The sequence below is a fragment of the Microvirga zambiensis WSM3693 genome (assembly GCF_016735695.1).
GTDB lineage: Bacteria > Pseudomonadota > Alphaproteobacteria > Rhizobiales > Beijerinckiaceae > Microvirga > Microvirga zambiensis.
In genome coordinates, this window is record NZ_JAERQD010000002.1 from 223,423 (window position 1) to 249,295 (window position 25,873).

The 25,873-nt window shown below is 64.2% G+C and carries 25 protein-coding genes; 9 read left to right on the forward strand and 16 right to left on the reverse strand.

The window, feature by feature from the left end:
- The first annotated feature begins 123 nt into the window (after positions 1-123).
- On the forward strand, positions 124-1,020 hold the full coding sequence (locus JKL46_RS03115; RefSeq protein ID WP_201829946.1) for a DMT family transporter: 897 nt from the start codon (positions 124-126) through the stop codon (positions 1,018-1,020).
- A 49-nt stretch (positions 1,021-1,069) separates the two neighbouring features.
- On the opposite strand, the gene JKL46_RS03120 is transcribed toward JKL46_RS03115, so the two are convergent.
- From JKL46_RS03120 to JKL46_RS03145, 6 genes are all read right to left on the reverse strand, one after another.
- Positions 1,070-1,507 carry a DoxX family protein gene (locus JKL46_RS03120; RefSeq protein ID WP_201829947.1) on the reverse strand — a complete coding sequence of 146 codons (438 nt, stop codon included), beginning with the start codon at positions 1,505-1,507 and terminating at the stop codon, positions 1,070-1,072.
- Positions 1,508-1,612: 105 nt separating this feature from the next.
- On the reverse strand, positions 1,613-3,226 hold the full coding sequence (locus JKL46_RS03125; RefSeq protein ID WP_201829948.1) for an MFS transporter: 1,614 nt from the start codon (positions 3,224-3,226) through the stop codon (positions 1,613-1,615).
- Between the two features lie 11 nt (positions 3,227-3,237).
- Positions 3,238-5,202: an amidohydrolase gene (locus tag JKL46_RS03130; protein ID WP_201829949.1), complete on the reverse strand. Its 1,965-nt coding sequence runs from the start codon at positions 5,200-5,202 to the stop codon at positions 3,238-3,240.
- A gap of 84 nt (positions 5,203-5,286) precedes the next feature.
- The gene (locus JKL46_RS03135; RefSeq protein WP_201829950.1) at positions 5,287-5,961 is read right to left on the reverse strand and encodes a hydrolase; all 675 of its coding nucleotides are present in this window, start codon (positions 5,959-5,961) and stop codon (positions 5,287-5,289) included.
- Between the two features lie 169 nt (positions 5,962-6,130).
- The gene (locus JKL46_RS03140; RefSeq protein ID WP_201829951.1) at positions 6,131-7,042 is read right to left on the reverse strand and encodes a 2-dehydro-3-deoxygalactonokinase; all 912 of its coding nucleotides are present in this window, start codon (positions 7,040-7,042) and stop codon (positions 6,131-6,133) included.
- 12 nt (positions 7,043-7,054) lie between these two features.
- The gene (locus tag JKL46_RS03145) at positions 7,055-8,206 is read right to left on the reverse strand and encodes a mandelate racemase/muconate lactonizing enzyme family protein (protein WP_201829952.1); all 1,152 of its coding nucleotides are present in this window, start codon (positions 8,204-8,206) and stop codon (positions 7,055-7,057) included.
- A gap of 114 nt (positions 8,207-8,320) precedes the next feature.
- Between JKL46_RS03145 and JKL46_RS03150 the strand changes: the two genes are divergently transcribed.
- The 8 genes from JKL46_RS03150 (at position 8,321) to JKL46_RS03185 (ending at position 17,298) form a co-directional block, all read left to right on the forward strand.
- Positions 8,321-10,051 carry an SMP-30/gluconolactonase/LRE family protein gene (locus tag JKL46_RS03150; protein WP_201829953.1) on the forward strand — a complete coding sequence of 577 codons (1,731 nt, stop codon included), beginning with the start codon at positions 8,321-8,323 and terminating at the stop codon, positions 10,049-10,051.
- 28 nt (positions 10,052-10,079) lie between these two features.
- Complete coding sequence (locus JKL46_RS03155; RefSeq protein WP_201829954.1) at positions 10,080-11,177, forward strand: ABC transporter ATP-binding protein; 1,098 nt, start codon at positions 10,080-10,082, stop codon at positions 11,175-11,177.
- Positions 11,174-11,980 carry an SDR family NAD(P)-dependent oxidoreductase gene (locus JKL46_RS03160; protein WP_201829955.1) on the forward strand — a complete coding sequence of 269 codons (807 nt, stop codon included), beginning with the start codon at positions 11,174-11,176 and terminating at the stop codon, positions 11,978-11,980. The genes JKL46_RS03155 and JKL46_RS03160 overlap by 4 nt, the downstream gene beginning before the upstream one ends.
- A gap of 73 nt (positions 11,981-12,053) precedes the next feature.
- Positions 12,054-13,340 carry an ABC transporter substrate-binding protein gene (locus tag JKL46_RS03165; protein ID WP_201829956.1) on the forward strand — a complete coding sequence of 429 codons (1,287 nt, stop codon included), beginning with the start codon at positions 12,054-12,056 and terminating at the stop codon, positions 13,338-13,340.
- A gap of 76 nt (positions 13,341-13,416) precedes the next feature.
- The gene (locus tag JKL46_RS03170; protein WP_201829957.1) at positions 13,417-14,358 is read left to right on the forward strand and encodes a carbohydrate ABC transporter permease; all 942 of its coding nucleotides are present in this window, start codon (positions 13,417-13,419) and stop codon (positions 14,356-14,358) included.
- A 1-nt stretch (position 14,359) separates the two neighbouring features.
- Positions 14,360-15,196, forward strand: a complete 837-nt coding sequence (locus JKL46_RS03175) for a carbohydrate ABC transporter permease (RefSeq protein ID WP_201829958.1) — start codon at positions 14,360-14,362, stop codon at positions 15,194-15,196.
- Complete coding sequence (locus JKL46_RS03180) at positions 15,193-16,104, forward strand: dihydrodipicolinate synthase family protein (RefSeq protein ID WP_201829959.1); 912 nt, start codon at positions 15,193-15,195, stop codon at positions 16,102-16,104. The genes JKL46_RS03175 and JKL46_RS03180 overlap by 4 nt, the downstream gene beginning before the upstream one ends.
- A gap of 6 nt (positions 16,105-16,110) precedes the next feature.
- The gene (locus tag JKL46_RS03185) at positions 16,111-17,298 is read left to right on the forward strand and encodes a mandelate racemase/muconate lactonizing enzyme family protein (RefSeq protein ID WP_201829960.1); all 1,188 of its coding nucleotides are present in this window, start codon (positions 16,111-16,113) and stop codon (positions 17,296-17,298) included.
- Between the two features lie 25 nt (positions 17,299-17,323).
- On the opposite strand, the gene JKL46_RS03190 is transcribed toward JKL46_RS03185, so the two are convergent.
- The 10 genes from JKL46_RS03190 to ligD form a co-directional block, all read right to left on the reverse strand.
- Positions 17,324-17,575: a hypothetical protein gene (locus JKL46_RS03190; protein WP_201829961.1), complete on the reverse strand. Its 252-nt coding sequence runs from the start codon at positions 17,573-17,575 to the stop codon at positions 17,324-17,326.
- Between the two features lie 48 nt (positions 17,576-17,623).
- On the reverse strand, positions 17,624-18,073 hold the full coding sequence (locus tag JKL46_RS03195) for a hypothetical protein (protein WP_201829962.1): 450 nt from the start codon (positions 18,071-18,073) through the stop codon (positions 17,624-17,626).
- A 73-nt stretch (positions 18,074-18,146) separates the two neighbouring features.
- Positions 18,147-18,902, reverse strand: coding sequence for a TerC family protein (locus JKL46_RS03200; protein ID WP_201829963.1), 756 nt, complete (start codon positions 18,900-18,902; stop codon positions 18,147-18,149).
- Positions 18,903-19,278: 376 nt separating this feature from the next.
- On the reverse strand, positions 19,279-19,866 hold the full coding sequence (locus JKL46_RS03205) for a DUF2076 domain-containing protein (protein ID WP_201829964.1): 588 nt from the start codon (positions 19,864-19,866) through the stop codon (positions 19,279-19,281).
- Between the two features lie 109 nt (positions 19,867-19,975).
- The gene (locus tag JKL46_RS03210; RefSeq protein WP_201829965.1) at positions 19,976-20,692 is read right to left on the reverse strand and encodes a Bax inhibitor-1/YccA family protein; all 717 of its coding nucleotides are present in this window, start codon (positions 20,690-20,692) and stop codon (positions 19,976-19,978) included.
- A 20-nt stretch (positions 20,693-20,712) separates the two neighbouring features.
- Positions 20,713-21,474: an anti-sigma factor family protein gene (locus tag JKL46_RS03215; protein WP_201829966.1), complete on the reverse strand. Its 762-nt coding sequence runs from the start codon at positions 21,472-21,474 to the stop codon at positions 20,713-20,715.
- On the reverse strand, positions 21,467-22,018 hold the full coding sequence (locus JKL46_RS03220; RefSeq protein WP_201830035.1) for a sigma-70 family RNA polymerase sigma factor: 552 nt from the start codon (positions 22,016-22,018) through the stop codon (positions 21,467-21,469). The genes JKL46_RS03215 and JKL46_RS03220 overlap by 8 nt, the downstream gene beginning before the upstream one ends.
- 614 nt (positions 22,019-22,632) lie before the next feature.
- Positions 22,633-22,842: a GcrA family cell cycle regulator gene (locus JKL46_RS36805; protein WP_201829967.1), complete on the reverse strand. Its 210-nt coding sequence runs from the start codon at positions 22,840-22,842 to the stop codon at positions 22,633-22,635.
- Entirely contained in the window at positions 22,823-23,137 is a 315-nt protein-coding gene (locus JKL46_RS03230; protein ID WP_201829968.1) for a DUF6894 family protein, read from the reverse strand. The genes JKL46_RS36805 and JKL46_RS03230 overlap by 20 nt, the downstream gene beginning before the upstream one ends.
- 122 nt (positions 23,138-23,259) lie before the next feature.
- The gene (gene ligD, locus JKL46_RS03235) at positions 23,260-25,872 is read right to left on the reverse strand and encodes a DNA ligase D (RefSeq protein WP_201829969.1); all 2,613 of its coding nucleotides are present in this window, start codon (positions 25,870-25,872) and stop codon (positions 23,260-23,262) included.
- Position 25,873 lies beyond the last annotated feature (1 nt).

Sequence of the window (25,873 nt, forward strand, 5' to 3'; positions counted from 1 at the left end):
GCGCTCCGATTCTTTCCTAACGGTACATGAACAAGGGCCGGCGACCGGCGGCATGGGTGTCATACCAGACCTCCGGTTCCGGTATTTGCGACTCGCTGCAAAGTTGCAGTAATCGGGAGAGCGATGGCCCTCCGCGATTTCCTTCTGATGATTCTGGTCTGCTTTGTCTGGGCGGCGCATACCGTCGTCAGCAAGCTCGTCGTGTCGGATCTGGAAATCCCGCCGCTGTTCTATGCGGCCATCCGCTTCGGAATCGTGGCGCTCCTCGCAATTCCCTGGCTGTTGCCTGCCCCGAGGCCGCGCTGGCGCATCCTCGTCGTCGGGTTCCTGATGGGCGGCGGCGGCTTTGCCCTGTTCTTCCTCGGGATCAAGACGGCGAGTCCGTCGACGGCGGCCGTCGTGAGCCAGCTCGGGCTTCCGATGACCACGCTTCTGTCGGTCTTCATGCTGGGAGAGAAAATCTTCTGGCGGCGCGGCCTCGGAATCGTGCTGACCTTCATCGGAGGCGTGATCGTGATGTGGGATCCGGGCAGCGGCTTCCCGCTCTCGCTCGGGCTGATCCTCATCCTCGGCTCCGCGCTCACGGGCTCGCTCGCGGCGGTGATGATGAAGCAGATCGGCGGCGTCCGCCCGCTGCAGTTCCAGGCCTGGATCGGGATGGCCTCCGTCGTGCCCCTGACCGCTTTGACCCTGAGTCTCGAGACGGGACAGATATCGAAGGCGACGGAGGCGGGATGGACCTTCGTGGCGGCCCTGCTGTTTTCCGCCCTGATCGTGTCGCTGATCGCCCACTCGATCTATTACGGCCTTATCGGCAAGTACCCTGCCAACCTGATCGCACCCCTTACCATCATGAATCCCTTGCTGACTGTCGTCCTGGGCATTCTGGTGACGGGAGATCAGTTCGATGGCCGCATGGCTCTCGGCACGAGCATCGCGCTGTGTGGCGTCCTGATCATCGCCCTGAGGCGAAACCACGTCATGCCTCTCGCGGCTTTGGTCTGGGATCGGTTTCGCTAAAACGGAAATGGCCGCGCGAGGCGCGGCCATTTCTGAGATTGTACGAAATTTAGCCGACCCGCGGCCGCAGCGAGACGGCAGGCTGGATGGAAGACGCGAGGGGCTTCAAAGCCCAGGCGCCGTCGCCGATCAGCACATGAGCGATGGCCGCCACCGCCAGGAAGGCGGGATATTCCCAGCCGCCATTGGGAGCGTTGAACAGCCAGCCGTTCGGGGCATGCACCATAACGGCGCCGAGCAGAACCGGCAGCAGCGCCACGGATACGGCACGGCCATAGACCCCCAGCAGGATGGCGATGCCGCCGATCAGCTCGGCCAGGATGATCGGCCAGGCGAGGAAGGCGGGAAAGCCGGTCTGCGTCAGGAAGCCGGCAAAGCCGGGAACGGTGAACACGGCGATCTTCAGATAGGCGTGGGCGATGAACATGACGCCCAGAGCCGCACGGATGGCGAAGGCGCCGTAAGGAGCAAGACGGGTGTCGATCATGGTTTTGTCTCCGGGACCCCTGTGGTCCGCTTGGGCAGAACCTGATCTTTTCCGTTGTGCAATTCAACGGTGATGATCGCATCACTTAAATTGCATTATTGCAAATTAACTGTCGCGGCGTGGGGCAAGGGCCAGGAAGTGCTGGACAGCGGGAGGCTCATCGCCGCGGTGGAAGCGCCGCGTCTCGGCCTGGATATCCGCATCTGCTTTCGAGATGCGCCGGTGCTGGCGCAGATGCTCCGCCCAGGACTCGACGAAAAACCATTCGACGATGTGCTCCGGATCCGCCGCATCCTCCGACACGCCCCAGGCATAGGCGCCATCGCGCCGGCGCTCCTCAGAGAGACGCTTGAGAAGCGTGAGGAAGGCCTCTCTGTCGGATGGTTGGATCCGATAGGTCACCATCACCATGACCGGCCCGCGATCATGCGCCACCGGCTCGGACACGGCAGGCTCCGGCCAGTGCATCGAGGGCGTCAGATCGCCTTCCCCGCTCGGCAGGGGCGCACGATGGGCCAGCACGCCGACGACGGCGAGGCCGAGGCCGGCGGCAACCAGGGTCATGTCGACCCCGATCTCCTGAGCGAGAAGACCCCAGCCGAGACTGCCGGCCGCCATCGCGCCATTGAAGGCGGTGAGGTAGATCGCGAGGCCGCGGCCTCTGATCCAGTTCGGCAGGATGGCCTGCATGGTGCTGTTGAGAGTGGTCAGCATCGCGATCCACGCGATGCCCAGGGCGAATGTCGATGCGATTCCGAGGATGGCCGAGTTCGTGAGGGCGAGCAGGGTCGTCGATGCGGCGGTCAGGAGCGTTGCGGCGAGGACGAGACCATCCTGTCCGAGCCTCGCCCGCACGCGCGGCATCAGGATCGCGCCGGCGATGGCGCCTGCGCCGACGCTGCCGAGCATGAGGCCATAGAAGCCCGGGCCGCCGCCGATTTCCTGCCGCGCCACGATGGGCAGGAGAGCCCAGACGGCGCTGGCGAAGGCGAAGAATACAACGGCCCGCCACAGGATGCGGTGAAGATCGCTGCTGGCGCGGGCATAGCGCAGGCCGGCGCGGAGCGCGCCCCCGAACTGCTCCCGCAGACCGTCATCGGCATCGGCTGCACGGCGCCACCACAGGAGAGCGAAGCTCACGACGACATAGGTGAGAACGTCGATGCCATAGACAGCTGCAGCGCCAAGCGCGGCGAGCAGAAAGCCGCCGAGAGCCGGCCCGATGGAGCGGGCAATGTTGATACCCAGTGAATTGAGCGCGATGGCGCCCTTCAGGTCGGATCGCGGCACGAGTTCCGGAGTGATCGCCTGCCACGCGGGCGTCGCCAATGCGGCGCCGATGCCGCCTAGGAAGGTGAGGGCGACGAGGCTCTCGATGGAGATGCCGCCGGTCAAGACGAGAAGGGCCAGGAGCGAGCTGACACATCCGAGCGCGATCTGAATGCCGATGAGATACCGGCGGCGGTCGAGGATATCTGATAGAACGCCGGCAGGAATTGCCAATAGGAAGACCGGCAATGTGCCAGCAACCTGAATCATGGCGACCGCCGCCGGCGACGACGAAATTTCCGTCGCGATCCAGGCGGATGCCACATCGCGCATGAAGGTGCCGATATTGCCGAGAACGGTCGCGGCCCAGAGCACCGCGAACAGGCGGTGGCGGAGAGGCGTGAAGGTGCCCGATGGGGGAGGCGATGCCGTCTCAGCCACGCCGCTCATGCCAGCCTCCCTCAGAACGCCCAGCAGGAGCAGCCGAGGGCGCCCCAGAAGCTTCGTGCATCCGATGCCGGCAGGCTGCTGCCCCAGGCACCCGCATGGGCATGGCCATGGACGCCGCAGGCACTGGCGCAGCCACAGGCCGCTGCCGCGAAGGCGTATTTCTGCCGTTCGTCTGCCTCTGCTCTCTGCCGGTAGCCGCCAAAGCGGGAGACAGGCGACCAGTCGGGCATGGGCGGGGGCAGGGGCGGCGCGAGGTTCTTGAACGCGCCATCGCCATGAACCGGCTTGCCGCCGAGCAGCGTGAGAACCGCGGTGATGTCCTGGATCCGGTCTTCGGGGACGGCAAAGTAATCGTCGGAGAGCACGGCGAGGTCGGCGAACTGCCCGACTTTGATCTGGCCCTTCTTGCCTTGCTCCGTCGAGAACCAGGTGTTGGCCTCCGTCCATAGGCGCAGGGCGCTTTCGCGGTCGAGACGGTTTGCGGCAGGGTAGAGCGCCAATCCGCCGACGGTCCTGCCGGTGACGAGCCACGAGAGCGAGACCCAAGGGTTGTAGGAGGCGACGCGGGTCGCATCCGTGCCGGCACCCACCGGCACGCCGGCCTCCAGCATGCGCCGGACCGGCGGAGTCCGTTCGGCGGCGCGGCTGCCGTAGCGGGCGACGAAATCCTCGCCCTGATAGGCCATGCGATGCTGGACCGCGATGCCGCCGCCGAGAGCCGCGATGCGGTCGATATTGCGCTCGTCGATGGTCTCGGCATGGTCGATGAACCAATGCAGGCCGTCGAAGGGCACATCCCGGTTCACCGTCTCGAACACGTCGAGCGCGCGGGTGATGGTCTCGTTGTAGGTGGCATGCATCCGCCAAGGCCAGCGGTTCTCGGCGAGCAGGCGCACGACGGGCTCGAGATCGCCTTCCATGGAAGGCGGCATCTCCGGCCGCTCGACCTTGAAGTCCTCGAAATCGGCGGCCGTGTAGACCAGCATCTCACCGGCGCCGTTGTGGCGGTAGAGATCGTCGCCCTGGCCCGGCCTGACCTGCTTTGCCCAGGTCTCGAAATCCTTGAGCTCCTCCTTCGGCTTCTGGGTGAACAGGTTATAGGCGAGGCGCACGGTCAGATGCCCCTCCCGGTGCAGCTCCTCGATGATCGTGTAATCGTCCGGATAGTTCTGGAATCCGCCGCCGGCATCGATCACGCCGGTGACGCCGAGCCGGTTGACCTCGCGCATGAAATGGCGCGACGAATTCTTCTGGTATTCGGGCGGAAGCTTGGGGCCTTTCGCAAGCGTCGCGTAGAGGATCGTGGCATTGGGCCGGGCGATCAGCAGGCCCGTGGGATTGCCCGCCGCATCGCGCTGGATCTCGCCGCCGGGTGGATTCGGCGTGTCCCTGGTGTAGCCTACCGCACGCAGGGCAGCGCCGTTCAGCAGCGCGCGATCGTAAAGGTGCAGGATGAAGACCGGCGTATCTGGAGCGACCGCATTGATCTCGTCGAGGGAGGGCAAGCGCTTTTCCGCGAATTGATGCTCGGAAAAGCCGCCGACCACGCGCACCCATTGCGGTGCCGGCGTGCGGTCGACCTGTTCCTTCAGCATGCGCATGGCGTCTGCGAGCGAGCGTACGCCGTCCCAGCGCAGCTCCATGTTGTAGTTGAGCCCGCCGCGGATGATATGCATGTGGCTGTCGATCAGACCGGGAATGGCGCGCCGTCCTTCGAGATCGATGCGGCGGGTCTCGGGCCCGGCAAGCTGCATGACCTCCTGCTCGGTCCCGACCGCGATGAAGCGGCCGTCGCGGATGGCAACCGACGAGGCCTCCGGCTGCTGCCGGTTCAGGGTCGTGATCCTGCCGTTGTAGAGAATCAGATCCGCCGGTTCGTTCATCGCTTGTGCCTTCGGATAATCGGGAAAGACGAGGCCTCCTGCCAAGGCGCCGAGCCCGCCGACAATGCTCCGCCGGTCAGGTGTGCTCGCCATGGTCGGTCTCCTGCGCAGCATGTGCCGGGATGGAAAGCAGGCGTTCGGCAGCGGACGTGTCCTGTCCGCTGCCGAACCGGGCATTCATTCGGCCGCCTGTGCGTGCCCGCCTTCGCTGGCGCCGAACATGGTCTTGGCATAGATGATGCCGAGACCGTAGGCGCCGCCGTATTTCTTGGCGATGCCGGTGGTGAGATCGTAGGTCTCGGCCCGCGCCCAATCGCGCTGGAGTTCGAGCAGGTATTGCAGCGACGTCATCGGGCGCACGCCAGCCTGGATCATCCGTTCGACGGCGCGCTCATGTGCTTCTTCCGAGACATCGCCGCAGGCATCGGTGACGACATAGACTTCGAAGCCCTGATCGAGGGCCGACAGGGCCGGGCCGACGATGCAGACGGAAGTCCAGAGGCCGGCGAGAACGATCCTGCCCTTGCCGATGGCATTGACGCGCTCGATCACGGCGGCGTCTTCCCAGGTGTTCATCGAGGTGCGGTCGAGCAGTGCCTGCTGCGGGAACGGTTCGGTGATCTCGCTGAACATCGGCCCGGAAAAACTCTTCTCCGCCACGGTGGTGAGAATAGTGGAAACGCCGAATCCGGCCGCCGCATGGGAGATCAGCGCAGCATTGTTGCGCAGCGCGACGGCGTCGATGGACTTCGTTGCAAAGGCCATCTGCGACTGGAAATCGATGAGAATCAGAACGTGATCGTCAGGATTGATGAGCGTCGAGCCCGGTGTCGGTGTCGCTTTGATGGGCATGGCCTTCCCCTTGTTGACGTGCGAACGCAGCGATTCACTGAAAGCCCGATGTAGCGCACCCCTCTGCAAAGCGAGAGTCAAATAGGTGCGATCATAGACGAGCAGGCGATCCCGCCATCTTAGCGTCAGTGAAATCGCTCAAGCAAGGCGAGGCGCCATCCCCGAAGCATCACACCGTCGAAGCAACGGCCTGGAGCTGCCGTTCGCGGAGAACAAGGGCTCGAAAAGCCGATGCGCCCGCATTCTCCACAATCGTCGACGTCATGCCTGCCTCATGGAGGGCAAGGGCATAGCGACTGCAGAGAGCGGCAGGGCCGATCAGAGTGACGTGCTTGTCGGGATGCCCGAATTCCTGAAGAACTTCATCGATCTCCGCGCCGATCAGAAGACCTGAGAGATAATCGCTGATGTCGGCGGGGGCGAGCTCGTCGAAGAGGACCATGCTGCGAGCCGAAAAAATCCGGCGCAGGACATTGCCGCCGATGCCGCGATTCCCGGCAAGCTTCACGCCGCGCAGGAAAGCCTCCGGATTGTCGGCGGATTGCGCCGGGATGAGGCGTCCGACGAGAGAATTCGCCTTGAGCAGAGTGCCGATCTCACCCGTCATGTAGGTGGCGAAACGTGCGATGGCTCCATCCTCGACAATCGCCCATTTGGTGTGGGCTCCCGGCAGCGTGACGAGCCCGCTGCCCTGGGCCATGGCGCCGATGATCTTGAGCTCCTCGCCGCGCATCATGTCCGGAAGCGGATGCTGCACGGACACGCCAGGAAGGAAGATCAGCGGCGCCAGGCCATCGACCTTTTTCGTGACAGCCTTCGCGAGTATGTCATTGAGCGATGCTGGTGCTTGCGCATAAGGCGTCTCGACCCATCCGTTGCGGCTGGTGATCATGCCGGCGAGATAGACACGGCTTGCCTGCGCCGCCCAATCGCCGGCCATCTCCCTCAATGCTGCCTCGAAGGCGCCGTCCGTGATGTGGTTGATGCCGCGCGCATGCTGGCGCTGAGCGATCAGCGTTCCATCGTCTCCGAAAAGGAAAGCGTGAAAGGCTGCGGACGTCCATTCGATGGCAAGAATCACGAGGAGGCTCCTTCAATAAGCCGGTTTGACGGGGAACCAGTCCTGCCGCTCGCCGTCGAGATAGGCGCCGACGATGCCGTCGACGGCGTAGCGGCGCACGGCATCCTCATCGACCTCGACGCCGAGGCCGGGTGCATCCGGTACCTGGAAGCGTCCGGAGAGCATCGCGGGCGGTGCGGGAGAAATGTCGCCGCCGAGATAGGCGCGCTCCGTGTCGATGGCGAGGGACATGTTGGGGATCGAGGCGGCGAGGTGAATATAGGCCGCCTGCGACAGGGCAAGCTCAGCGCCGGAATGAAGGGTGACGGGAATGCCGACCGCTTCGCAGATGGCGGCCGCCTTGATCGTCTGCCACAAGCCGCCTTCCTCATGCGGGTCGAGCAGAACCACATCGGCCGCATTGGCGCGCACGATGTTGCCGATATCCGACAGGGTGTAGGCGCTCTCGTCGAGGGCGATCGGGATCGATGTGGATTGGCGCAGGAGCGCGTGGCCGGCGAGATCGTCGAGTTCGAGCGGCTGCTCGACATAGGCCGGATCGAAAGCGCGCAGGTGCTCCATCTGCCGCTTGGCGGTGCCCGGCGTCCAGGCGCCGTTCACGTCGAGGCGCAAGGCCCGTGAGCCGATGGCCTCGCGGGAGGCCTGCGCCAGCGCGATGTCGCTTCCCTCGTCGAAGCCGATCTTGACCTTGAAGGTCTCGTAGCCGGCATCGAGGAAGCGGCCGATCCGGTCTTTCAGCTGCTTCGTATCCTTGGTGAAGAGATAGGCTGCGGCCTCCACGTCCTTGCGCCAGCGCCCGCCCCAGAGGCTCGACAGAGGCAGCTTCGCCTGCTTGCCGAGAGCGTCCCACATGGCCATCTCGAGCGCCGCGATCGCCATCACGGCCGCACGCTTGTGGTGGTAATAGCCGGCGCCGAGCACATGCCGGTGCAGGCGCTCCACGTCGGCGACCGGATAGCCCAGCCCGACCTTGGCGACGATGTCGGAGAAGACCGCCGGAACGGCCGCGATGAGCGAGATCGTCTCGCCCCAGCCCACGATCCCGGCATCGGTCTCGATGCGGCAGATGAGCCGCGTGGTCCCGATCCGCCGGCCGGATCCCCAGAGAATATCTTCCGTGAACGGGACCCTGACCAGGGTGTGGTGGATGGCGGTGATTTTCATCGCAAAAAGCCTCTTCAACGAAAGGCGGGTTGACTTGGAACTGAGTTCCAACATAATCGCAGCCATCACGAAGGGTCAATCCGGCAGCCGGATCATCCTTTGGACGGAGCTTCGATGGCACGCACGCAGGCAGAGCTGAAAATCGACGAGGATGCCGATTCGGGCGCCTCCGGGCCCGTGCCCGGCGTGCAGGCGCTGACGCGGGGCATCCAGCTTCTCGATCTCGTCGCCTCGGCCGCCACGCCGCCGCGCTTCACGGACCTGCTCGACCTCACCGGCATGCCGAAGGGCACCTTGCACCGGATCCTCCAGGCGCTCGTCGACGAGAGGCTGCTCAAGCTCGACGGGCGCGACCAGACGTACCGGCTCGGCTCGCGGCTGTTCCAGTGGGCGCACCGGGTCTGGGACGATTTCGACCTGCGCGGGGCGGCGGAGCCCGAGCTGGAGCGTCTGCGCGATCTCACCGGCGAAACGGTGCGTCTCGGCATCCTCGACGGCGACGAGATCCTCTATATCGATCAGCGCGAGGTGCCGCAGCCCGTGCGCCTCAGCAACGGGGTGGGCAGCCGGGCGAAGCCCTATGCCAGCGGCCTCGGCAAGGCGATCCTGGCGCATCTCTCCCTCGAGATGCGCCGCAAGCTTCTCGGCGATGCGGAGCTGGCGCGCCTGACGCCGCACACGATCGCTGATTTCGGCGAGCTGATCAGCCAGCTCGATCTCACCAAGGCCCGCGGCTATGCCGTCTCGATCGACGAGCAGAATGTCGGCATCAGTTCCGTTGCAGCCCCCATCCTGGATCACGAGGCCAAGCCTCTCGGCGCGATCGGCGTCATCGGTCCGTCCTTCCGGCTGCCGCCGGAGCGCCTGCATGCTCTCGGGCGCGACGTCATCGAGGCGGCCCGGCGGATTTCCGGAAATATTGGCGAGGTGGCGATGTCGCTGAATATCAACCCGCGTCCGCTCGGGCCCGACCGGGAGGACGTGCGTTGCGCCATTCCTGCCAGCCTCTTCCTCGGAGAGGGGCCGCATTGGTCCGTGCAGGATCAGCAGCTCTCCTTCGTCGACATCCTCGCGCCGTCGGTCTGCATCGGCGATCCGGAAAAAGGATCCTACCGGTCCTGGGCCATGCCGGAGCTCACGAGCTTCCTCATTCCGCGGAAAGGAGGCGGCTTCGTCGCCGGCATGCAGAGCGAGCTGCGGGCGATCAGCCCATCCATGACCGAGAGCGTGGCGCTCGTCAGGCCCGAAACCAGCAGGCCCGGCAACCGCTTCAACGACGGCAAGTGCGACCGGAAAGGCCGGCTATGGGCGGGCACGCTCGCCATCGACACGACCCCGGGCCAGGGTTCGCTCTGGCGGCTCGATCCGGACGGCAAGGTGCACGAGATGGATCGTGGCTTCCACGTGTCGAACGGCCTGGGCTGGAGCCCCGACGACAAGCTCTTCTACTTCACGGACACGGCGAAGCAGACGATCTACGTCTACGATTTCGACAGCGAAACGGGCGCCATCGAAAACCGCCGCGTCTTCGTGACCGTGCCGGAAAGCGAAGGCAAGCCGGATGGCTTGACCATCGATGCCGAAGGCTTCGTGTGGAGTGCGCATTGGGATGGCTGGTGCGTCACGCGCTACGACCCCGAGGGGCATGTGGAGCGCGTCATCAATCTGCCCGTGCCGCGCCCGACGAGCTGCGTGTTCGGCGGCGCCGACATGCAGACGCTGTTCGTGACCTCCGCGCGCATCAGGCTGTCCGCCGCGCAGATCGCCGATGCGCCGATGTCGGGCAGCGTTTTCGCCATCGACACCGGAATCAAGGGCCTGCCCGAAAACCTCTTCGGCGGCTGAGACATATTGCGAGGGTAAAGCAACCGAAATGGCCAGGCTCGAGCTGAAACAGATCCGCAAATCCTTCGGCCCTGTCGATGTCCTGAAGGGAATCGACCTGACCGTCGAAGACGGCGAGTTCACCGCTTTCGTCGGCCCCTCGGGCTGCGGAAAGTCGACGCTTCTCCGTCTCATCTGCGGACTCGACGAAATCAGCTCCGGCGAGATGATCATCGACGGGCAGGTGGTGAACGACGTGCCGCCGGCGAAGCGCGGCATCGCCATGGTGTTCCAGTCCTACGCGCTCTATCCGCACATGTCCGTCGCCGACAACATGGGCTACGCGCTCAAGCTCGCCGGGACGTCGAAGGAGGAGATCCGAAGCCGTGTCGAGGCGGCCGCGAAGGTCCTGCGCATCTCGGACTATCTCAAGCGCAAGCCCCGGCAATTGTCCGGCGGCCAGCGCCAGCGCGTCGCCATCGGTCGCGCCATCGTGCGCGAACCGCAGATCTTCCTCTTCGACGAGCCCCTGTCCAATCTCGATGCCGCGCTCCGGGTCGAGATGCGCATCGAGATCGCGCGCATGAAGGAGCGGCTCGGCACCACGATGATCTACGTCACCCACGACCAGATCGAGGCCATGACCCTCGCCGACAAGATCGTCGTGCTGAATGCCGGCAAAGTGGAGCAGATCGGATCGCCGCTCGACCTCTACAACGCCCCGGTCAACCGCTTCGTTGCCGGCTTCATAGGCTCGCCGCGGATGAACTTCCTCGCCGTGCACGGCGGGCGTCACGAGGGTGGCCGCGTCCGGGTGAATGGCGGGACGGTGAGCCTGAACACGCTTCCGCACGACACGCCGAGCGAAATCGGCGTTCGTCCCGAGCATCTGCAGCTTTGCGCGCCGGGAAGCAGCAACGCTCTCGATGGTCGGATCGCCATGACCGAGCATCTGGGAAGCGACACCTACGCCTATGTGTCGCTCGAGGGAGCCGAAGAGATGATTGTCGTCCGCCTCGAAGGCGAGCGCTCGATCAGGCAGGGCGAGCAGGTTGGCGTGTTCGTCAATCCCGATGCGGTGCACGTGTTCTCCGCCGATGGAAGGACGCTCGTTTCCGCCAAGCCGATGGCGAGGAATGCGGCATGACCGTACATCAGGAACTCATCCCGCGCGTATCGGTGGAAGGCGCGGTCTATCCGAGCCTCAAGGGCAGGGGCGTGCTGATCACAGGCGGCGGATCGGGGATCGGAGCCTCGCTCGTCGAGCACTTCTGCGCGCAAGGGGCCCATGTCGGCTTCATCGAGCTCAACCGGGATTATGCGGAAGAGTCCGCCCGTCTCATCGAGTCGAGGACGGGCAACCGGCCGCATTATGAGGCCGTGGACCTTCGCGACATCGGCGCGCTGCGTTCCGCCATCAGCGCGCTCTCGGAGCGCATCGGGACCATTCGTGTTTTGGTCAACAATGCCGGCAACGACGATAGGCTGCCGATCGAGGACGTGACGCCGGATTACTGGGACGAGCGCTTCCAGACCAATCTGCGCCACCAGTTCTTCGCCGCGCAGGCGGTGATCGGCGCCATGGCCCAGGCGGGCGGCGGCTCCATCGTCAATATGGGCTCGATCTCGTGGATGCGCGGCGCCGCCGGCCTCATCTTCTACACCACGGCGAAATCGGCGGTGATGGGCCTGACCAAGTCGCTCGCGCGCGAGGTCGGCGAGCGCAACATCCGCGTCAATTCCATCGCGCCCGGCTGGGTTCTCACCGAGCGCCAGGTCGAGCGCGCCAAGCGCATCTATCAAGGCAAGTTCGCCGAATATCTCGAGGTGCAGTGCCTCAAGGAACATCTTCTGCCGCCTGACATCGCCCGGATGGCTCTCTGGCTTGCTGCCGACGACTCACGTCTCGTGACCGCGCAGACCTTCATCGTCGACGGAGGGGTGGTGTAGCGCACGGCCGCCCTCAAGGGAAAAAGCGTGTGCGGGAATATGGAGTCAAGGCTCCGTATCGGGAGGACAAACGATGAAAAACTTCAAGTCGATGGCATCAGCCGTCGTGATAGCCGCGGGACTTGGCCTCTCCGGCCAGGCCGCGCAGGCGGCCGATGTCAGCTTCATGAGCTTCAGCTATGCCGAGGAGGCCGCCAAGCCTTCCGTCGAGGCGCTGCTGAAGGGTTTTGAGGCCCAGACCAAGCTTTCGGTCGAGCCGCTCGGCTATGCCTGGGGCGACATGCAGAAGAATATCTTTCTGCGCGCACGCTCCAAGACGCTGCCTGGCGTCGCGCAGCTCTCCGAGCGCTGGCTACCGAGCTTCGCCAATGTCGCCGGCCTCGTCGATCTGAACGAGGTCTATGGCAAGGACAAGCTCGCCGAGATCTTCGCTCCCGATGCGCTCGCCATGGGGCAGATCGGCTCCAAGCAATATGCGCTGCCGCTGATCTCGGGCTCCATTGGCCTCATCGGCAACAAGGCGGTGCTGGAAAAGGCCGGCATTACCAAGCTGCCGACGACGGTCGATGAATTCCGCACGGCGCTGGTCGCGGTTCGCGACAAGGTGCCGAACTCGGTGCCCTACACGATGGCGACCAAGAACAACGGCTCGATCCTGCTCGACTTCATGATCTGGAACTGGACCTTCGGCGGTGAGATCATAGACGAGCAGGGCAAGGTGAAGGTCGGCAACGGTGATGCCGGCAAGCAGGCGCTCAGTTTCATGGTCGGCCTGATGAAGGACCGCTTGGCTGCTCCCGAGATCGACCGGCCGGATGCCCGTCGTCTCGTGGCGCAGAACGCCTCCGCCTTCTTCTTCGACGCGCCGCAGGCCAGGACGCACCTGCGCAGCTTCTCCGGCCAGGGCGCTGCCTTCGATGCCAATGTTCTGCCGATGCCGACCCCGGTAACGGCGAATGGCAAGGAGCCGGCCTCGATCCAGTGGGGTCACCTGCTGGTTCAGTTCGCGGCGGACGGCAAGGCGAATGCCGATGCGCCGGCGAGCAAGTTCATCTCGTACCTGACCTCCGATGCGGCGCAGGCCACGTTCCCGCTCGAGCAGAGCGCTCTGCCCGTGACGAAATCGGGCCGAGCCAATCCGAAGGTGACGGGCGATTCATTCCTCGCCGCCTGGGCCAAGGCCGCCGGCAAGCCGAAGCGCAACGAAGTCGGCATCTGGTCGAACGCCGCCGAGCTGACGCAGGTCATCGGCGAGGAAGTGCAGGGCGCATTGCTCGGCCAGAAGAGCGCCGACGATGCGATCCAGGCGATGCAGAAGCGCCTCGAGACGTCGATGGCCAACGTCAACAAGCAGAACTGATCTTCTCGGCTGGCTGCGCTCTCCGGTGCGGCCAGCCGACTTCCTCAAGCAGTTTTCCTTTGCAGATGATGATCCCATGAGCCTAGCCGCCGACATCACGACAGCGCCTTCATCGGCCAGGGTTTCCCCTCACGCGGTGCGTGGCGGGCTGAAGGCCGGCCAGCGTCGCATCGGCGTATTGCTGCTGCTGCCGGCGGCCATCGCCTTCGGTCTCGTCATCCTCTATCCGTTCCTGCAGGCGCTGGCGCTCTCGCTCTTCGAGTACACGCTCGAGACCCCGGCGCCGCGCTTCACCGGCCTCGCCAACTTCGCCAAGATCGCGGCGACGCCCGATGTCTGGCAGGCCTTCGCCACCACGGCGATCTACGTGTTCTTCACGACGACGGGGACGCTGATCCTCGGTCTCGCCTGGGCGCTCATTCTCAACCAGCCTTTCCGAGGCCGGGGATTGCTGCGTTCCATGTCGCTGCTGCCCTGGGTACTGCCCAGCACCGTGAGCGCCTTCATCTGGGGCTGGATCTTCAACAGCCGCTATGGCGTGCTCAACGCTCTTCTGCTGGAACTCGGCTTCATCGACATGCCGCAGGCCTGGCTGTCCACATCGACCGGGGCCATGATCGCCGTGATCATCACCAAGATCTGGCTGTCGATCCCGCTGTTCATGGCGTTCTTCCTGGCTGGTCTGCAGAACATGGACCGCGAGCAGGTCGATGCGGCCCGCGTCGACGGCGCGAATAACTGGGCCATCCTGCGCGATCACGTGCTGCCGCATCTGCGTCCCGTGCTGATCGTGGTGGTGGTTCTCGGCGTCATCGGCAACCTGCAGCAATTCGACACGATCTATGCCCTGACTGGCGGCGGGCCGGTCCGCGCCACCGCGGTTCTCTCGGTCGAGGTCTATCGCCGCGCCTTCGAGCAGTGGGATATCGGCTTTGCGTCCGCCATCGGCGTGCTCTGGGTCGCGACCCTGCTGCCGCCGGCCTTCCTGTATCTGCGCATGCTGGTGAAAGGCGCCTAACATGTTCGATCTGTCCAGCACCGTCTCCAAGGTGGTCTTCGGCCTGCTGCTCGCGCTGATCGGCCTCTTCCTGTTCTTCCCGCTCTACTGGCTGATCATCTCCTCTGTGAAGTCGAATGCCGAGCTCTACAGCATCGTCCCGACGCCGTTCCCGCTGGCGCCGACGCTGACGCATTTCATCACCGCCCTGACGACCGGCAAGCTGCCGATGTATCTGGTCAACAGCCTGATCGCGTCGGGGTCGAGCGCGGCCCTCAACACGCTGCTGGCGCTCTATGCTGGCTACAGCTTCGCGAAGTACCGCTTCACAGGGCGTCAGCCGGTCATGCTCTTCATGCTCTCCGCGCAGATGTTTCCGTTCGGACTGCTACTGATCAGCATCTATCCGCTGATGAGCGAAGTCGGCCTGCTCGATACGAGGCCCGGCCTGATCCTCAGCTACATCGTCTTTGCGCTGCCGGTCTCCACCTACATGCTCTACAGCTACTTCTCGCAGGTGCCGGACGAGCTGATCGAGGCGGCGCGGGCGGACGGGGCGAGTGACCTGCGCATCTTCCACACCATCGTGATCCCGATCTCGATCCCGCCCATCGTGACCGTATTCCTGTATTCCTTCATGTGGTCGTGGAACGATCTCCTTTATTCGATGACGCTCATCGTCTCCGACGACAAGCGTACCATCGGGCCGGGCCTGCTGCTCACCTATCTCAACGAGGTCAACTCGGATTGGGGTGGCGCCATGGCGGCTTCGCTCTTAGCATCTGCTCCCATCGTTGCCGCTTTCCTCTTTCTCCAGCGCTATTTCATTCAAGGCGTTACAGCAGGAGCTGTTAAATGAAGACCCCGCTTGCCGGAGCCTTTCCGGTTCTTCCCACGCCCTTCCGCTCCAACGGGGCCATCGACGAGACCGACTTCATCGCACTCATTCGATTCGCAGTCGACAGCGCCGTCGACGGCGTCGTCTATCCGGGCGTCGCCAGCGAGGTGGATACCTTGAGCGAGGAGGAGCGGCGAAGCCAGGTCAACCTCCTGGCAAAGGAGATCGACGGCCGGATCCCGATCATCATCGGCGCGAGCGATCCCGATCCCGCCATCGCCGCCCGTCACGTCGCCCATGCGGCTGAAATCGGTGCCGCTGCGGCGATGGTGATGGCGCCCGGGCATCTCGGCAACTCGATTGCGGCCCAGACGGAGTATTTCCAGCAGGTCGCAGCCGATGCCGGCGTGCCGATCATGCTGCAGAACCAGCCGAAGCCCATCGGCGCTGGCCTGACGCCGGAGGAGGTCGCGGCCGTGGCTTCCGCCGTGGACATGATCCGCTACGTCAAGGAGGAAACGCCTCCCTGCGGCCAGCACCTCACGCGCATCAAGAACGCAGCCGGCTCTTCCGTCGATGCGATTTTCGGCGGTGCCGGCGGGCGTTACGTGATGGACGAGATGGCGCGCGGCGCCGCCGGCACCATGCCGGCCTGCGAGCTTGCCGACATTCATGCCATGATGATGAAGTCATGGCGCGAGGGCGACATCGCAACCGCACGCAAGCTCTATTCCGCCTCGCTGCCGCTGCTGAACTTCCAGGCGATCTTCCGCATGCACATGACCAAGGAAGTCCTGCGCCGGCGCGGCGTCATCCGCAACACCTTCGTTCGCGGAAAGGGGCCGAAATTCGACGACGGGGATCGCGCCGAGCTTTCACTTCTTCTTCAGGAGGCGCTGCTTCCCTACAAGCATCACCGCCCGGTCTGAACGCTCATGAGTAATTCGGTCGATTCCATCGTCAAGGTTGAAACCTTCATCATCTCGATCCCGCGCGAGGTGCCGTATCTCGGACCTCTGAAGGACGGCGAGCGGATCAACGAGCGCGGTTATCTGGTGCGCAAGGGCAACCGCACGATCTATCCCTCGACGGACATGACCCTGCTCATCAAGGTGACGGGCGAGAGCGGACACGTCGGCTGGGGCGAGTGCTATGGGATCGTGGCACCGGAGGCGACGAAGGCCATCATCGACGATGTGCTCGGCCCCGTCATCATCGGGCGCGACCCTGGAGATGCGGTCGTGATCCATGAAGACCTCTACGATCTCATGCGGGTTCGCGGGTTCTTCGGCGGCTATTACGTGGATGCGCTTGCCGGCGTCGACCTCGCGCTCTGGGATCTTGCGGCCAAGAATCTCGGCGTTTCGGTTTCGACGCTGCTCGGCGGGCGGCGGCACTCCACCATTCCGGCCTATGTTTCCGGCCTGCCCCGCGCCACCCTTCAGGAGCGCTGCGACCTCGCCGTCGAATGGGTCAAGAAGGGCTATCGCGGCATCAAGTTCGCGGCGGTGGTGTCGGACGAGGGCATCGTCCGCGAGATGCAGGCTTTGCGCGAAGCCGTGGGACCCGACATCGATCTCATGGTCGACCTGCACTGGAAATTCGAGGCATCCGAAGCGGTGCGCCTGATCCGGCGGCTCGAAGCCTCGAATCTCTACTTCGCCGAGGCGCCCTGCCAGCCGGAAGATCTCGAAGGCCAGGCCCGTGTGGCGCGCGGGATCGGCGTGCCGCTGGCTCTCGGCGAGGAATGGCGGACGGTCTATGAATACCGCCCCCGGCTGGAAGCGCGCTGCATGGGCGTGATCCAGCCCGAGATCGGCCACACCGGCATAACGGAATTCATCCAGATCGGCCGGATGGCGCAGACCTTCCACATCAACACGATCCCGCACGCCTCCATCAGCGTCGGCATCTTCATGGCGGCTAGCCTCGTGACGTCGTCGGCGCTTCAGCGGGTTCCCTATCACGAGTACCAGCACTCGGTTTTCGACCGCAATCTGAGCTTCACCACCGGGGATATGGGCTGCGCCGACGGGCATTACACGGTGCCGACCGGGGCTGGGCTCGGTGTCGAGCCCAAGGACAGCCTGTTCGATTACGTGGTCGCCGAGGGCCGGCGCTGACGGCGCTGGACTTGCACACCGCCAGTCAGGATTCGCTGTCGCCCGCGCTCCATCGGCTCAGTCCCGCGCGTCGCTCCAGGGCCTCGACCCGTCTGAGAAGGGTTGTTGCGAGGGCCACTTCGCGCCGAAACCCGTCATCGCCGGGGTCGCCGCCCAGACGCAGCTGCATGTCGCGCACCCGCGCTTCGAGAGCCCGCCTGAGCACACGCAGCTGATCCTTGTCGAGGTCGAGAGCGATCATGGTGCTTCGCAGTTTGACGTCCCATGCTTCGGGCATGCGTCCTGCACCGTCAAGGAGCGATCGAGCCGCAGCCGCATACAGGCATCAGAATTCGCCGTCCTGGTCGGGCTTGGATTCTGCGGGGGATGCCGCAGCCACGGTGATCCTGACATTGTGCAACTCGACCTTGCCGCTGGCGGTTTTCACCTCGTAGCTGACCTCTTCCGTTCCCTTGTAGCCGGCATGGGCCTTGTAGAAGACCCCCTGTGCCGTCGGCTGCAGGCTGGGGCAGCGGGCAATGCGACCGGCCTTGAGCTTTCCACTCCTGACGTTCAATTCGCCATTCTTGGGAGGTGTGACGACGCGAATTGTCGGCAGCGAGCCCGCGGTGCAATCCTTTTGCACATTGCCGTAGACACCCAGCCGATGGACTTTGCCGGCGACGGCATCCGCGCTCCGGTGGGTGGTGTTGTTTTGCGCAACGGCTCCCGTCCCGAGCGGAGCGACGGCAAATGCGCATGCGGCAACCATGCCGAGAGACTTCGGGAAAAACATCGAGTTGTTTCCTTGTAGAAGCGATCTGATGGGACGAGGAGGAGGCGCAATGAATTGCGCCTCCGTCTGCCGTTTAGGATTTCGGCGCCGTCGTGCCCGGTGCTTTGCGGCGGGAGGCACGCCGCGAGAGCATGTTCAGGCCCTCGATCAGCGCCGAGAACGCCATGGCGGCGTAGATGTAGCCCTTCGGCACATGGGCGCCGAAACCTTCCGCGATCAACGTCATGCCGATCATCAGAAGGAAGCCCAGCGCCAGCATCACGACCGTCGGATTGTTGTGAATGAAGGTCGCGAGCGGGTTGGCGGCGAGCAGCATCACCGTCACCGCGGCAACGACCGCGATCACCATGATCATCACGATATCGGTCATGCCGACAGCGGTGATGATGCTGTCCAGCGAAAAGACGAGGTCGAGCAGCAGGATCTGGGTGATCGCCGCTCCGAAGGTCATCGTCGCCTTGGCTGTGTCGAACACATCGTCGGACGGAATCGGGTCGACACTGTGGTGGATCTCCTTCGTGGCTTTCCAGACCAGGAAGAGGCCGCCGCCGATGAGGATCAGGTCACGCCAGGAGAAGGCATGGCCGAAGAGGGTGAAGATCGGCTCTGTCAGGGTCACGATGATCGCGATGGTGCCGAGCAATCCGAGGCGCAGGATCAGCGCCAGGCCGATGCCGATGCGGCGGGCCTTCGAGCGCTGATGCTCGGGCAGCTTGTTGGTGAGAATCGAGATGAAGATCAGGTTGTCGATGCCGAGCACCACCTCCATCACGACCAGGGTGGCGAGCGCCACCAGGGCCGTCGGATCGGAAAGCCAGGAGAAGTCCATTCAGATGTTCCTTTCGGTCCGGAGGCCGGACGACATCGGTTCGGTCGGTGGATAGGGGGAGAAGTCCTGCCTGCTCGGCACTCTATCGCCGTCCCGCGGTCGGGCGGCGAGAATGCGCGACGCCGGGAGCGCGGCGCTCCGGACAGGCGGAGGCGCGCGAAGATCCTCTCTGGATCGGACGGGAGATGGGGCAGCCTTCATGGTGCGATCTTGCCTTCAGGTCCGTACCATCCAACAGCCTAAAGCGCGTCTAGATCCCGGGATAGTGTGAGAAGCGGGAAGAGGCGGCGTGTTGCGTCCGCTTCGGTTGGCAACGCGTGTCTGGTAGGTGCGGGACCGGGCGCCTGTCGGCGCCCGGTCCCGTAGTCATCGAAACTCAAGCCTCGTCGAAACCGAAATCGTCGCCGCCATCGCCGAAATCGTCGGCTGCCGCCTGCTGCGGCTCCGCTTGGCCGGAATCGGCTGTCTTCGCGTCATCCCCACCGGAGAAGGCGCTGGCAAGCATGTTGCCGAGGACCACGCCACCCGCGACGCCCATGGCCGTCTGCGCTGCGCCTGCGAGGAAGCCGCCGCCTGCGCGTTGGGGCATCATGCCCTGCGGATGGCCGCCCGGAGCACCGCCCCAGGGACCGGATGGCTGCCCCGGCTGCATCATCGGGTTGGGCTGCGGTGCGCGACGCTGCTGCGGGGCGCCTCCGCCGAAGAGGCCGGAGAGGAAGCCGCCTCCGCCCGCGGGCCGGCTGGCGATTTCGTGCTCGAGCTGCTGGATGCGGCCATGCGCGGCGCTCAGCGCCTGCTCCTGCACCACGATGGTCTGGGCCATGTAGTAGGGCGCGTTCGGCTGCTGGTTGATCTGGGAGCGGATGAAATCCGCAGCCTGCGCATCCGGCGCCGTCGATTGGCGCTCGACCTGCGAGATCTTGCCGAAGAGCTGCTCGATGGCCTGACGATCCTGATGGTCCATGAAAATCGATCCTTTCTGAAATGGACGCCGGAGCATCGGCCCCAAAAGTGAACCCACTTTCGGGATCGATTCCGATGCTCCTACTGTTGGCTGGCGCAAGATGCGCCGGTTACTCCTCCCGCTGGCCCGTAAGGCTGAGCAGGAGCTGGAAGATGTTGACGAAGTTCAGGTAGAGCGAGAGCGCTCCGAACACGGCCATCTTGCTGTTGGCCTCGTGTCCGTAGCCTTCGGCGTATTGCTCCTTGATCGCCTGCGTGTCGTAGGCGGTCAGTCCCGTGAACACGAGCACGCCGATGATCGAAATCGCGAATTGCAGCACGCTCGAGCCGACGAAGATGTTGACCAGCGAGGCGATGATGACGCCGATCAGGCCCATGATCAGGAACGAGCCGAACTTCGACAGGTCGCGCTTGGTGGTGTAGCCGAAGAGGCTGGTGGCGCCGAACATGGTGGCGGTGATGAAGAAGGTGCGCGCGATGCTCGTGCCGGTGAAGACCAGGAACACGGAGGCGAGCGACAGGCCCATCACGGCGCAGAAGGCCCAGAAGGCCATCTGGGCGCCAGAGGCCGTCATGGCGTGCATGCGGAACGAGAAGAAGAACACGAAGGCGAGCGGTGCCAGCATCACGGCCCATTTGAGCGGCGTCTGGAACAGCGGCACGTAAAGGGCCGGGGTCGAAGCCACGAAGAAGGCGACGAGGCCCGTGACCACCAGGCCGATGCCCATGTAGTTGTAGACCCGCAGCATGTGCTGGCGCAGGCCCTCGTCGAAGATCGCGCCGCTGGGGCGGGCCGTCGCGGCCTGCCAGGCATAGGGTGAATTCATCCTTGGTCCTCCTGTTGGATTTACTGAAGCTTGCGGGAGAGCTGGATCGCAGCCCGCTCGATGGTCTTGTCGCTGCCCGTGCCGGTGAGGGCATAGGCGAGCGGTCCCGTCTGCCAGTAGGCCGCCGTCGCGCCGTCGAAACGGGCGAGCGTCGGGGCGATGACGTTGAAGACCGGCACGCGGGATGCGAACAGCGAGACGCGTCCGATATCTCCGGCCTCGATGGCGATCTCGACGCTGTGGCCGTCCCGGGACGGGAAAACCTGCGCATCGAGCACGCGCCATTCCTTCGGCAGTTGCGGGAGCTGGATGCCCGTCTCGGACAGAATTTCGGCGGGGTCGTAGGCCGCCGTCTGCGGCTGCGAGGTCATGCGTGCGCGCAGCAGGGCTGTCTCGTGCGAATGCAGGGCATCCTCGACGAAGGCGGGCGGCTTGGGCGAGGCCTCGCTGTCCGTGATGCCGAGGCCAACCTGCCCATGGGCGAACCAGCCGAACCCAATCAGCGCGGCGACGGCGGCGATCCGGCGGAGCTTCAAGCCGATCCCCTGCCAGGCAAGGCCCCGCTCCAGCCGGCGGGCGGCGTGAAGCATGGCTTCCGAGGGGCGCGGCAGCGGGGCGGCATAGGCCAGCCGGAGGGCATCGCGGTCCTTCAGGTCCGCCATGACCTGCATGGCAGCTTCCGGATTGTGGGCAAGGTAATCCTCGACCTCGATGCGCCGCGGGGCATCCAGCTGCTCGTCCACATAGGCGAGGAGATCGGTTTCGGTGATGGGATCAGACATCGGATCCTCCGATGATGCGTAAGTTGGGCCTCGCAGTGCCCTGATGCGTCTGCGGAATCGCATTGTCGGCCTCAAAGGCGCGCAGGGCGGCGCGGGCCCGGCCCAGGCGGGACATCAATGTCCCGATCGGAATGCGGAGAGCCGTCGCGGCTTCCTGGTAAGGCAGCCCCTCGATCGCAACGAGATGCAGAGCCGCTCTCTGCTCGTCGGGCAGACCCATGAAGGCGGCCTGGATCTGCTGAAGCCGGATCCGGCTCTCCTGCTCCGGGGGCACCGCTGACTCGACCGTGACTGCGGCCTGCTCGACGCGGCGCGCCTCTGCCCGATGGCGGCGCCGGCCATCGATGAAGGTGTTGTGCATGATCGAGAGCAGCCAGCCGCGCAGGTTCCCGCCCGAACGAAACGAGCCCTGCCGCTCATAGGCGCGCACGAGCGCATCCTGCACGAGATCCTCCGCCTGGGTCTCGTCGCGGGTCAGCGATCGCGCATAGCGGCGCAGCGGGCCGAGCAGGCCGATGACATCCGTATGCTTCTTGTCGTTCATGGCAGGTATACGAAGCCCGACGGGATCTTCATCCGGACGCATGCCAAAATTTTTCGCCTCCTCCGTCATGTCAGGTGGACGCGGAGGGAGGGCAGGCGAGCCGCGAAGACGGCCGGATCGGATGCTCTTCGAGAGATGGAATCCATAAGCGGATCCTCCCGTTGCTGTCGCGCTCGTGGGCGCAAGGGCAAAAGAAGGCGTCCGACATCGCGAGCGGCGACCCGCTCGCCAGAGGGGCCCGGACCCTAAGGCAAAGCTGAAGTAGGGATTACGCGTTCGCGGTGCAATGGGCCGCGTCGCGGTTTCGGGCCGGAGAAACTGTTGCGGGAGAGATACAGCCCAAAAAGAAAGGCGGCTAAGCCGCCTGTTTATACTTGCCGCTTTTTGCGGCAAGAAGTATCTTTTTGCAATGCAGCACAGGTAATTGGCGTTATCTGTCTGCCGCCCTTTCTAGGGCGTTTCCTCCCTAAACTTCGGGCCGCTTTCGTGAGCGGCCCTTTTTCTTGGCGAGAGAGTATTCACGCAGCGCCACTTGGGCAACACTTAAACTGCGGAAAGTCCTTACGCCAAAAGTCGTAGATAGACTGCTCAGAAGGCCGCCTGAAGACGGGTGTTTAAGAGCGGCTCGGGCTCGCACTCCCTCCATGAAGGCCGGAAGCCTGCCGTTTCCGATCCGGCGTGTAGGCAAGGGCTCGATGTGTGGTGCAGTAGGAGCAGCCCACCAGCGCGGTATCGCCGCAAAACAAGGTGGCGGAACCGTCATCGATGGGCCACCGGCAGGAGTCGGTCGACAGGTCCAGAAGGCTAACGGACTGGATTGTCATTCATCCCTCCTCGAAGGATCAGCCGCTTGGCTGAACTGGAATAATCCGAGATCGCGTTCCATTCCTGATCGTCTAATGAGGTCGTCGGAAACGGCACGATGTCAACCTGCTCGCCGAGCTCGTTATGGATGCACACCATCCAGCGGCGCCAATCGGCCGCGATCAGAAGCTCGGCCATGAGGCGCCGCGCGACCGCCTCGGCCTGCCTTTGCGCATCGCCATCGGTGCGGAGAGGGCGGCCGCGGCGATCCAGGATCAGCTCCCTGCCGTCGGTACAATGAAAATGATAACGCATCGATGTGCTCCCCCGGCCCCCTAGACGTTGTGCCATCGAGTCTGCAACGTTGTTCGTCGGCAAAACGGTCAGGGTGGTTTCGCTCGGCCGGAGCCTTATCCCCGTTTTCCACTGGATTCACATCAATTCTTCGATCCTGAACCGCTCCGATCGCGCTTCCGAGATGAGGCATTTCGTAACGGAAGCTTCTGATCCAGCTCCAGAAAACCTGCCCAAGGATCATCTCGCAGATGGGCAAGGCTGGTCGGAATGTTGGAGACCGTGAAGTGATCCGGCCGGAGCGAGGCGGAGAGCTCGTTCCAGGCCAGCGGTGTCGATACGGGGGCACCCGAGCGGGCGCGTGTGGAATAGGGCGCGACGGCCGTCGCGCCGCGCCCGTTGCGCAGAAAATCGACGAAAATCTTTCCCGCGCGGGCGCGCTTGGACATGGTGGCGACATAGCTGTCGGGGCTGTCGCCCGCCATGGCGACCGCAAGAGATTGCGCGAAGGATTTCACGTCGTCCCACCCAGCCTTGGGCCGGAGCGGCGCGACGACGTGCAGTCCCTTGCCTCCGGTCGTCTTGACGAAGCTCTCCAGGCCCGCATCGGCAAGCCGCTTGCGAACCTCCAGGGCGGCGTCGATCAGATCCGTCCAGGGCACATCCTCTGCCGGATCGAGATCCATGACGATCCGATCCGGCGCCTCGGGCTTTTGCATCGAAGAGCCCCAGGCATGAATCTCGAGAACGCCGGACTGCACCAGCGCGATCAGGCCCTCCACGTCGTCGATGAACAGGACTTCTTCGCCGGCGACAATCTTGTGGCGCACGGCTTTGCTCATGCCGTTCCAGGCGTGCTTCTGAAAAAAGCAGGATCCTCCTGTTCCGGACGGGCAGCGGACCAGCGAAAGGGGTCTGTTCGCGACGTGAGGCAGGATCCACCCCGCGATATCCGCGTAGTATTCGGCGAGCCCCTGCTTGGTCAGACCCGTATCGGGCCAGAGCACCCGGTCTGGGTGGGTAAGGTGAAACGACGACGATGTTGGCAGGGAGTTTGCGTGGGGCGGGGCAGACTTCGCCGTCTCGCGAACGATCTCGCTCGGCTCCTTGTCCTCCCTGAGACCTTTATAGGACGCGTGGCGCAGGATGCCGTCATTGGTCCATCCGCGAAACTCGACTTCTGCCACCAATTCCGGCTTCACCCAGCGAACGCCGCGTGCGGCGTCCCGCGAGAGCGCCGCCGAGAAAGGGGAGGCGGGTCGCTTCAATCGATCCAGATCGGCCCAGAGATCGCGCGCGAGCGTGGCGGAGAAGCCGGTCCCGACGCGTCCTACATGCACAAGGCGAACGTCCTCATAGACGCCTAGAACGAGAGAGCCGATGGCCTTCGGCGACACGGTCGAGGGCACGTAGCCTGCGATGACGAATTCCTGTCGTTGCGTGCATTTGGTTTTCTGCCAGTGCATGCCGCGACCGGCGAGATAGGGCTTGTCGCGATGCTTCGAGACGATCCCTTCCAGGCCTAGCCGACAGGCGTGGCGGATCATGGTTTCGCCGTCACCCTCGAGATGCGAGCTGTAGCGCAGGATCCCGCCGGCAGGCGCGTCCTCCAGCAGCGTCGCAAGAAGCGTCTTCCGCTCGATGAGAGGCATTCTCGTCAGATCGAATCCGTCGAGATAAAGCAGATCGAAGGCGTAGAACACCATCCGATCCGTGCGCCCCGATTTCAAATCGGCCTGCAGCGATGCGAAACTCGAGAGTCCGGATTCCTCCTCGACGACGAGTTCCCCGTCGAGGAGTGCCGAGCCGAGCTTCAGGTTTCGGAGCGCGGCTGCAACCGGCTTGAATTTTGCGGTCCAGTCGAGACACTTGCGGGTCAGGAGCTTGATGCCCTTGCCATCGATCCGCGCCTGCAGGCGATAGCCGTCGAACTTGATCTCGTGAATCCACTCATCCCCATCGGGAGCTTCATCGACCAGAGTGGCGAGGCTGGGTTCGAGGAAGGTCCGCAGCAGCCCTTTGCGCGCATTCGGAAGGCGTGCGAGTGCGGGAAGCGGCCTCGGCTTCGTGCCGGTTGCCTTCGCGCGCGCCGCATGGTCCGGCCTGATCTGATCGGCCTTGGCGAGATCGTCATTCGTCTTGCCGGTGAGGACGGAGGTCAGTTCGGCGGAGACGATCTCCGGATCGTCTTTGGTCCTCGCATATTCGTCGTCGCTCTTGATCAGAAGCCATTGCTCCTTGCTCTCGCGGGGCTTTGCGCGCATGCGAACGAGATGCCAGCGGCCCTTCAACCGCTGCCCGGCCAGCTCGAATTCGAGATGCCCTTTCGCATAGCCTCGATGCGCATCACCGATCGGTTTCCATGTTCCCTCATCCCATACGATCATCGTGCCGCCGCCATATTCGCCGCGCGGGATCACACCTTCGAAGGTGAGGTATTCAATCGGGTGGTCTTCCGTGTGCACGGCGAGACGCTTCTCGCCTGAAACGAGGCTCGGGCCTCGCGTCACGGCCCAACTTTTCAAGACGCCGTCGAGCTCGAGCCGGAGGTCGAAGTGCAGGCGGCGGGCATCGTGTCGCTGAACGCAGAAGCGGTTCGCTCGCTGTCGCGCGACTTTGCCCTTCGGCTCGGAGGTTTCCGCGAAATTTCGCTTCGCCGCATAGGCTTCGAGCGGGGCGGAGTGCCGTGCAGGATCGGCGGCACTGCGTCGCGAGGCGGTCTTGCTCGAGGATGCAGTCTTCTTTGCGCGGGCCATC

What these genes read in the sequence shown, in the direction of transcription:
- JKL46_RS03230 (WP_201829968.1), bottom strand. Translation starts at nt 23,137, where the DNA reads ATGCGTTATCATTTTCATTGTACCGACGGCAGGGAGCTGATCCTGGAT.
- JKL46_RS03145 (WP_201829952.1), bottom strand. Translation starts at nt 8,206, where the DNA reads ATGAAAATCACCGCCATCCACCACACCCTGGTCAGGGTCCCGTTCACG.
- JKL46_RS03175 (WP_201829958.1), top strand. Translation starts at nt 14,360, where the DNA reads ATGTTCGATCTGTCCAGCACCGTCTCCAAGGTGGTCTTCGGCCTGCTG.
- ligD (WP_201829969.1), bottom strand. Translation starts at nt 25,872, where the DNA reads ATGGCCCGCGCAAAGAAGACTGCATCCTCGAGCAAGACCGCCTCGCGA.
- JKL46_RS03190 (WP_201829961.1), bottom strand. Translation starts at nt 17,575, where the DNA reads ATGCCCGAAGCATGGGACGTCAAACTGCGAAGCACCATGATCGCTCTC.
- JKL46_RS03180 (WP_201829959.1), top strand. Translation starts at nt 15,193, where the DNA reads ATGAAGACCCCGCTTGCCGGAGCCTTTCCGGTTCTTCCCACGCCCTTC.
- JKL46_RS03170 (WP_201829957.1), top strand. Translation starts at nt 13,417, where the DNA reads ATGAGCCTAGCCGCCGACATCACGACAGCGCCTTCATCGGCCAGGGTT.
- JKL46_RS03205 (WP_201829964.1), bottom strand. Translation starts at nt 19,866, where the DNA reads ATGGACCATCAGGATCGTCAGGCCATCGAGCAGCTCTTCGGCAAGATC.
- JKL46_RS03120 (WP_201829947.1), bottom strand. Translation starts at nt 1,507, where the DNA reads ATGATCGACACCCGTCTTGCTCCTTACGGCGCCTTCGCCATCCGTGCG.
- JKL46_RS03200 (WP_201829963.1), bottom strand. Translation starts at nt 18,902, where the DNA reads ATGGACTTCTCCTGGCTTTCCGATCCGACGGCCCTGGTGGCGCTCGCC.
- JKL46_RS03160 (WP_201829955.1), top strand. Translation starts at nt 11,174, where the DNA reads ATGACCGTACATCAGGAACTCATCCCGCGCGTATCGGTGGAAGGCGCG.
- JKL46_RS03155 (WP_201829954.1), top strand. Translation starts at nt 10,080, where the DNA reads ATGGCCAGGCTCGAGCTGAAACAGATCCGCAAATCCTTCGGCCCTGTC.
- JKL46_RS03185 (WP_201829960.1), top strand. Translation starts at nt 16,111, where the DNA reads ATGAGTAATTCGGTCGATTCCATCGTCAAGGTTGAAACCTTCATCATC.
- JKL46_RS03210 (WP_201829965.1), bottom strand. Translation starts at nt 20,692, where the DNA reads ATGAATTCACCCTATGCCTGGCAGGCCGCGACGGCCCGCCCCAGCGGC.
- JKL46_RS03165 (WP_201829956.1), top strand. Translation starts at nt 12,054, where the DNA reads ATGAAAAACTTCAAGTCGATGGCATCAGCCGTCGTGATAGCCGCGGGA.
- JKL46_RS03150 (WP_201829953.1), top strand. Translation starts at nt 8,321, where the DNA reads ATGGCACGCACGCAGGCAGAGCTGAAAATCGACGAGGATGCCGATTCG.
- JKL46_RS03220 (WP_201830035.1), bottom strand. Translation starts at nt 22,018, where the DNA reads ATGAACGACAAGAAGCATACGGATGTCATCGGCCTGCTCGGCCCGCTG.
- JKL46_RS03125 (WP_201829948.1), bottom strand. Translation starts at nt 3,226, where the DNA reads ATGAGCGGCGTGGCTGAGACGGCATCGCCTCCCCCATCGGGCACCTTC.
- JKL46_RS36805 (WP_201829967.1), bottom strand. Translation starts at nt 22,842, where the DNA reads ATGACAATCCAGTCCGTTAGCCTTCTGGACCTGTCGACCGACTCCTGC.
- JKL46_RS03195 (WP_201829962.1), bottom strand. Translation starts at nt 18,073, where the DNA reads ATGTTTTTCCCGAAGTCTCTCGGCATGGTTGCCGCATGCGCATTTGCC.
- JKL46_RS03215 (WP_201829966.1), bottom strand. Translation starts at nt 21,474, where the DNA reads ATGTCTGATCCCATCACCGAAACCGATCTCCTCGCCTATGTGGACGAG.
- JKL46_RS03115 (WP_201829946.1), top strand. Translation starts at nt 124, where the DNA reads ATGGCCCTCCGCGATTTCCTTCTGATGATTCTGGTCTGCTTTGTCTGG.
- JKL46_RS03135 (WP_201829950.1), bottom strand. Translation starts at nt 5,961, where the DNA reads ATGCCCATCAAAGCGACACCGACACCGGGCTCGACGCTCATCAATCCT.
- JKL46_RS03130 (WP_201829949.1), bottom strand. Translation starts at nt 5,202, where the DNA reads ATGGCGAGCACACCTGACCGGCGGAGCATTGTCGGCGGGCTCGGCGCC.